Origin of the sequence: Streptomyces sp. NBC_00203, from assembly GCF_045206325.1 — a bacterium.
GTDB lineage: Bacteria > Actinomycetota > Actinomycetes > Streptomycetales > Streptomycetaceae > Streptomyces > Streptomyces lutosisoli.
In genome coordinates this window covers 8,191,100-8,198,069 of the sequence record NZ_CP108126.1, presented here as the reverse complement: position 1 = coordinate 8,198,069, position 6,970 = coordinate 8,191,100, and the positions used below count along the sequence as shown (strand labels likewise).

The following is a 6,970-nucleotide window of genomic DNA, read 5'->3' as shown; positions in this document are numbered from 1 at the left end:
TGACGCAAAGCTGACGTGCGACTGATTAGTATCCGCCTGGATTGATGAAACGAGCCGCACGGCGCCAGGTAATTCAGCGGTGCGGGAATGGCATGGACTTTCGGAGGAATCCACATGCAGAAACCCGCGATCCCTGGGCAGCTCCGCTTCTTCACGCTCGACCTGCAGAAGCCGCGGCCCGCCATCGTGCACCGGCTGACCGCGACCGGCCCCGTGGACGGTGACCGGCTGCTCGCCGCCGTGCGCGCGGTGCTGCGCGCCCAGCCCGCGCTGCGCCTCTCCCTGCATCCGGAGCCGGCCGGGCTGATGCAGCGCGTCCATCCGGTGGCCGACGTCCCGGTCGAGGTGCACCGGCTGCCCGCGGACGCCGCGTCGGCCGGGCGGCTGCTGCGCGAGCGGGTCGACGCGCTCGGCGCCCCCTTCGACCACGCGGGCGCTCCCTTGTGCCGGGTCTCCGTGCTGCTCGGCGAGGACAGGGCGCAGCTCCTGTTCGGCGTCCACCACGGGATCTTCGACGACGGCTCCGCCGCCGCGCTCCTCGACGCCCTGACCACCGCGTACGCGCAGGGCCCCGACGCGCTGCCCGACGCCGGGGAGCTGCCGGCCCCGCCGCAGGGTGAACAGGCCGCCGCGCTAAGGGAGTTCTGGACCCGTACTCTCAAGGACGCACCCGCCGACTGCACCCTGCCGCAACTGGTCCCGGGCGCCGACCGGACCCGCGGCTCGGTCACGGCCCAGCTGCCCGCCGCCCTGGTGGCCCTGATGCGCGACCGTGCGAGGGAGACGGGGGCGAGCGTTTTCACGCAGGTGATGGCGTCCCTCGCCTGGGTCGCCGGGTGGTACGCGCGCACCGACGACGTGGTGATCGCCACGGCCAGCGGGGCGGGCCGGGACACCAGCGGGGCATCGGTGATCAACTGCCTGCAGAACACCATCCCCGTCCGTGTCCCGCTGTCCGGCGCCACCACGGAACAGCTCCTCGACCGTACGCTGGAAGCCCTCTTCGACGCGGTCGAGCACTCCGAGCTGCCCCTGGAGGAGATCCTGGCCGCGACCGGCGCCGAACGGCACCCGGACCGCAAGCCCTTCACCCAGCTCATGTGCACGCAGGGCGAGTTGTTCACCGAGGCCGAGAGCGGCGGGCTGCTGTGGCGGATGGACCCGCCCGAGTCGGACCAGGTCGAGTACGACCTGAGCGTGACCCTGCTGCACGGCCCGCAGGGCGAGGAACACCTGGTCGTCGCCCACCCCGTGCAGGCCCTCGACGGGCGGACCGCCGAACGGTTCCTCGCGCATCTCGTCGCCGCCCTTGACGCGCTCACCGCACCGCACTCCGTACCCCTCACCGGACACGACCTGCTGACCGCCGAGGAGCGGGCCGAGCTCGCGGCGCTGACCGGCGCCCCCGTCCCCGGCACCCCGGCACCGGTCCACCGGCTCGTCGAGGAGCAGGCCCGGCGCACCCCGGACGTCACGGCCCTCGTCACCTCCGCCGAACTCCTCGACCACGCCACGCTTGCCGCCCGTGCGGAGCGCCTCGCCGCGGCCCTGATCGCGGCCGGCGTACGGCCCGGCGACCGGGTGGGCGTGTGCCTGGAACGCTCGGCCGGCCTGGTCGTCGCGGTGCTGGCCGCCTGGCGGGCCGGCGCCGCCTATGTGCCGCTCGACCCCGACTATCCGGGTGACCGCCTGCGCTACATGCTGGAGGACTCCGCCCCCGCGGCCGTGATCGCCGAGACCCCCCTGCTGCCCGGGGTGCCGACGCTGGCCCCGGACGCCGAGGCGCCGCTGCCCGCCGCCTGGCCGCAGGTTCCGGCCGACTCACCGGCGTATGTGATGTACACGTCCGGCTCCACGGGACGGCCCAAGGGCACGGTCGTCCGCCACGACAATCTCTGGGCCCTCTTCGCGGGCTTCGACGGCGTGCTCGACGCGATACCCGACGTCGTCCTCGCGGGCACCAGCCTGTCCTTCGACATCTGCCTCATCGAACTGTTCTGGTCCCTGACCCGTGGCTGCGCCGTGCATCTGACCAGCCATCGCACCATGCTCGACGAGGACGTCGTCCCCGACGGCGCGTTCTACCAGTGCACGCCCTCCGCGGCCCGGCTGCACACCTCCTCCCCCGAGGGCCGCCGGCTGCTCGGGCGGCTCGGCGCGCTCGTCGTCGCCGGCGAACCGCTCGACGCGGACCTCGCCGCCGAGCTGGCGGGCCTGGTCCCGGGACCGGTCGTCAACGGGTACGGGCCCACCGAGGCCACCGTCTACACCACGCTGTGGCGGGTACACCCGGACACCCCCGTGCACATCGGCCTGCCCCTGCCCGGGGTGCGCTGCCACGTGGTGGACGCGCACGGCAGGGCCATGCCGCCGGGCTGCCCCGGCGACCTGGTGATCACGGGCACCGGGATCGGCGGCGGATACTGGCGGCGCCCCGAACTCACCGCCGAGCGCTTCCCCGTCCTGCCCTGGGCCGGGGGCGACACCGGCTACCTCAGCGGCGACGTGGTGTCCTTCGCCCCGGGCACAGGGCTGCGGTTCCTGCACCGCGCCGACCAGCAGATCAAGGTCCTCGGACAGCGCGTCGAGACCGGGGAGATCGAGGCCACGCTGCGTCTGCACCCGGGGGTACGGGACGCGGCGGTGGCCGTCCTGCCCGACCGCACCGGGGTCGCCGCCTTCCTCGTCCCCGAGGAGGGTGCCGCGGATCTCGTCCCGCAGGGCGACGCCGCGGCGGAGGCGTTGCCGGTCCCCCTGTCCGCCGCGGCCGCGGCCGGGCTGCGCCGCCACGCGGCCGGCTGGCTGACCGGCGCGATGCTGCCCACCGTCTGGCAGACGGTGGCCGTCCTGCCGAAGTCGCCCAACGGAAAGCTGGACCGGCTGACCCTGGCCGACTGGGCGGCGCGCAGCGCCCCGGCCGCCCCGCGTACGGGCACGCAGGAGCTGTCCGGTTCGGCGGCGAGCGTCGTCCTGGAGGTCTGGGAGCAGGTGCTCGGCGAGCGGGTGACAGACCCGGGCGCCACCTTCTTCCACCTGGGCGGCACCTCCGCCGGGATCATCCGCGTCCTCGCCCTGCTCCAGCCCCGCTACCCGGACCTGCGGCCGGCCGGCCTGTTCCGGCACACCACGGCGCGGGCCCTGGCCGCGCACCTGACGGACCTGACGGACCTGACCCGGGCGGACACGCGGGAGGAGCCGGCGGACACGGCTGACGCCGTGCCCGCCGCACGGACCGACGGCTCCGGGCGCGGGGCACGGCGGGCGCAGGCCCTGGGCCAGTGGACCCCGCGGGCCCGCCGATGACGTATCCGGGGCGAGCGGCCCGCCCGGGACACCGCTCGCGCCGGGCCCCGTACCCCTTCTCCTTTCCCCCTTCTCCCTGGAGCCCCGATGACGCTCACCCTGATGTGCCTGCCCTACGCCGGAGCCGGCGCCGGGCTCTTCCGCCCCTGGCAGGACGATCCCGGGCTGCCGTTCCGCGTGGTGCCGGTCCAACTCCCCGGCCGGGACGAGTGGTTCGTGCGGGAGCCCTGCACGACCATGGCGGAGGCCGCCCGGGAGTGTGCCGAACAGATCAGGGAGGCGGCCGGCAGCGGACCGTACGCGGTGTTCGGGCACAGCTTCGGCGCGCTGCTCGCTCATGAGACGGTCCGGCTGATCGCCGCCGGCGGAGACCGCCTGCCGGTCCGGCTGATCGTCAGCGGGGCCGCCGCTCCCGGTCTGCCCCGCCCCCGGATGGACGGGGACGCGCTCGACGACGAGGCGTTCGTCGCCCGGCTGCGGAGTCTGGTCGGCTACGACCACGAGGCCTGGCACGAGCCGGAGCTGCGCGAGCTGCTGCTGCCCGCGCTCCGCGCCGACCTCGGCATCCAGGACCGTTACGTCCCGGCGCCGGGCGGCCCGCTGCCCGTACCGGTGAGCGTCCTGCGCGGCATCGACGACGACCTCGTCGGCCGCGCCGACGCCGCGCACTGGGACGCGTGCACCACGGAGGGCAGCGAGCTGATCGACCTGCCCGGCGGGCACATGTACTTCAGCGAGGACTGGCCCCTGCTCTGGAAGACCCTCGGCTCCGTACTCCACCGGGAGGCGTGAGACACCCGGGGAGCATCAAGGGAACGTCGGCCATCCCGCTGATCCCCCCAGGCCCGGCACCTGAATGTCTCCGGCCCGGCACCTGATCGGTGCCGGGCCGGAGACGTCCTGTCAGGGTCCGTACGGGGGAAAGGGGGACGACGGCGCCCGCGGACTCAGTCCCGCGCCCCGGCCAGGATCTCGGCCAGCGCCCGCCGGTCCAGCTTCCCGTTGACGTTCAGCGGCAGGCCGTCGAGGTGGGAGAACTTCTGCGGCAGCATGTAGCGCGGCAGGGTCGCGGTGAGGGCCTGCCGCAGCTCGGCGGCGGTCCGCGGCCGCCCGGTGCAGGCGGCTTCGAGCCTCAGCTGGCCGTCCGGTCCCGGCAGCGCGAGCACGGCGGCCTCGACGATGCCGTCCTGCGCGCGCAGAGCCGCCTCCACCTCACCGGTCTCGATCCGCTGCCCCATGATCTTGACCTGCTGGTCGACCCGGCCCTGGTGCACGAGCACCCCGTCCGCGAGCACCCGGACCAGGTCCCCGGTGCGGTACCAGTCCTTCTCACCGGGCACCCCACCCGCCGGCGGGGTACCGGCCACGCCCGAAGCGTCCAGGAACCGTCCCTCGTTGTCGGCCTCGTCCAGATACCCGGCGAACCGCTGCACCCCGCGCACGTACAGCTCGCCCTCCTCGCCCTCGCCGGCCGGCTTCCCGCTCTCGTCGAGCACCAGGGACTCGAGATGGGGGAAGACCGCGCCGATGGGAACGGTGCCGTTCGCCGAGCGCGGCCAGTCCTCGACCCGCTCCGGAAGCCGGTACTGGGTGGTGACGATGGTGACCTCGGTCGGCCCGTAGAGATTCTCGACGACGCTGCGGGACGCCGCCCGCTTCCAGGCCGCGGCCTGCTGGGCGGTCAGCTGCTCCCCGCCGAACAGGCTCCACCGCATGGAGGGCATGGAATCGGCCGCGAGTCCCCCCGTCCGGTCGGCCATGGTGATGACCGAGGGCACGGAGAACCAGTGCGTGATCTCCTCGCGGGCCACGAACCGGGCGGGCTTGGCGAGCTCATGGGCGGGCGGCACCACGAGCGTCGCCGCCGAGCCCCAGGCACCGAACAGCTCGAAGACCGAGGGGTCGAAGGCGAGGCCGATGTTCTGCGCCATGCGGCAGCCGGGTCCCAGTTCGTACCGGTCGATGACGTAGCGCAGGAAGGCCGAGATATTGCGGTGGCTGACCGGGACGCCCTTGGGGGTTCCGGTGGAGCCGGAGGTGAACAGCAGATAGGCGAGACCGTCGTCGTCCGGTACGGCGGCGGACGCGTCCGTCACCCCCGTCAGAACCGTGTCCCGGACGCGGTCCACGCGCAGAGCGGTCAGCCGCTCCTCGGTCATGTGCAGGACCGGCGTCACGGACCAGCCCTCGGGGGCGCCCCTGCCGGTCAGGAACAGATCGAGCGCCGCGTTCTCGGCGATCGTGGCCATCCGCGCGGCGGGAAAGGCCGAGTTGAGCGGGACCACGGCGGCACCCAGGCGCAGTACCGCCAGATAACCCGCGTACGTGCCGACGCCGGGCCTCGTGGCCAGACCCACCCGGCGCGGTGCCCGGCCGCCGCAGGCCGTCAGGATCTCGCCGGCCAGCGCCCCGGCCAGCTCGCGGAGCTCACGGTAGGTCAGCCGCTCACCGTCCACTTCCAGCGCGGTCAGGTCCGGGTACGCCTCGGCGGTCGTGGCGAACCACTCGTACAAGGTGCGGGGTTCGCGGCGCGGGGCGCTCATCGGACACCGGTCCGCGCGTGCCAGGCCAGCAGCACCTCTTGCTCCTTGTCCGGGGCGATGCCGAGGACGGTCTCGCCCTGTTTGTACGGGCCGGTGGCGGGGCCGCGTTCACCGAGCCAGCGCCAGGTGTCGGCGACGGTCTCGGCGAGCGGGCGGCGGCGCAGCCCGGCCGCCTCGGCCTTCGCGGGGACGACCGCCCAGGTGCCGGCCATGGCGGGCTCGTCCGGCGCCCACAAGGGCAGTTCGGTCCACGGTCCGACGCCCTGCTCCAGGAGGAAGTCGTCGTCCGCCCAGACCGGTTCGGCGCCGGAACCGGTCACCTCGGCGCACCGGCCGAGCAGTTCGCCGAAGGTGGCGCCGTCCTTGGGGCCGGTCACCAAGTAGCGGCCGGTGGCGCGCTGTTCGAGCAGGTCCAGGCCGAACGCGGCGACGTCGCGCGCATCGATGAGCTGTACGGGCTGCTCCGGGCGGCCGGGGGCGAGGAACTCCCCGCCGCGGGCGGTCCGCTCCAGCCACCACAGCAGCCGTCCGGTGTTCTCCCAGGGACCGACGATCAGGCCCGGGTTGAGGATCAGGGTGCCGCCGGTGAAGTACTTCTCGACCGCGCGTTCGCAGCCGGCCTTCAGCGCGTTGCCCGGCACCTCGTCCGGTGCGGCGTCGGGCCCGCAGACATGCCGGGGCGCGCTCTCGTCCACCGGGGCGGCGGGCCAGTCGGAGTGGGCGTGGAAGGAGGACACGAACAGATAGGTGTCGGCCCGGCCGCTGAGCGCCCGGGCCGAGTCGCCCACCGGCCGGGGCTGGAAGCCACAGGTGTCGACAACCGCGTCCCAGGGCCCGGCGGCCGCGAGCCGTTCGAGGTCGGCGGGGTTCTCACGGTCTCCCCGCAGGGCCTCCGCGCCGGGCACGTCCGGCCCGGAGCGGCCCCGGTTGAACACCGTCACGGCATGGCCGCGGAGGGTCGCCTCTTCGGCGAACGCCCGCCCCAGGAACACCGATCCACCGAGTATGAGTATGCGCATCGGCTCAGGATCAGCGCGCGCTCCCGGCGCGGGCAACGCACTTTGAGAAGGGCTGACAAAGCCCTGACGCCGAGGCCACACTCGGCCTCGCGCGCAGGGCCCTGG

General features: G+C 74.0%; 4 protein-coding genes. 2 read left to right on the top strand and 2 right to left on the bottom strand.

The window, feature by feature from the left end; genetic code table 11:
- The first annotated feature begins 114 nt into the window (after window positions 1-114).
- Together OG975_RS36500 and OG975_RS36495 are read left to right on the top strand one after the other, a co-directional pair.
- Complete coding sequence (locus tag OG975_RS36500; protein WP_406333658.1) at window positions 115-3,303, top strand: non-ribosomal peptide synthetase; 3,189 nt, start codon at window positions 115-117, stop codon at window positions 3,301-3,303.
- Window positions 3,304-3,390: 87 nt separating this feature from the next.
- A complete protein-coding gene (locus OG975_RS36495) occupies window positions 3,391-4,095 on the top strand; it encodes a thioesterase II family protein (RefSeq protein WP_406333657.1) in 705 nt (234 codons plus the stop codon).
- A 155-nt stretch (window positions 4,096-4,250) separates the two neighbouring features.
- On the opposite strand, the gene OG975_RS36490 is transcribed toward OG975_RS36495, so the two are convergent.
- A complete protein-coding gene (locus OG975_RS36490) occupies window positions 4,251-5,846 on the bottom strand; it encodes an amino acid adenylation domain-containing protein (RefSeq protein WP_406333656.1) in 1,596 nt (531 codons plus the stop codon).
- Window positions 5,843-6,865 carry an NAD-dependent epimerase gene (locus tag OG975_RS36485; RefSeq protein WP_406333654.1) on the bottom strand — a complete coding sequence of 341 codons (1,023 nt, stop codon included), beginning with the start codon at window positions 6,863-6,865 and terminating at the stop codon, window positions 5,843-5,845. Before OG975_RS36485 ends, OG975_RS36490 begins: the two co-directional genes overlap by 4 nt.
- Window positions 6,866-6,970: the final 105 nt, after the last annotated feature.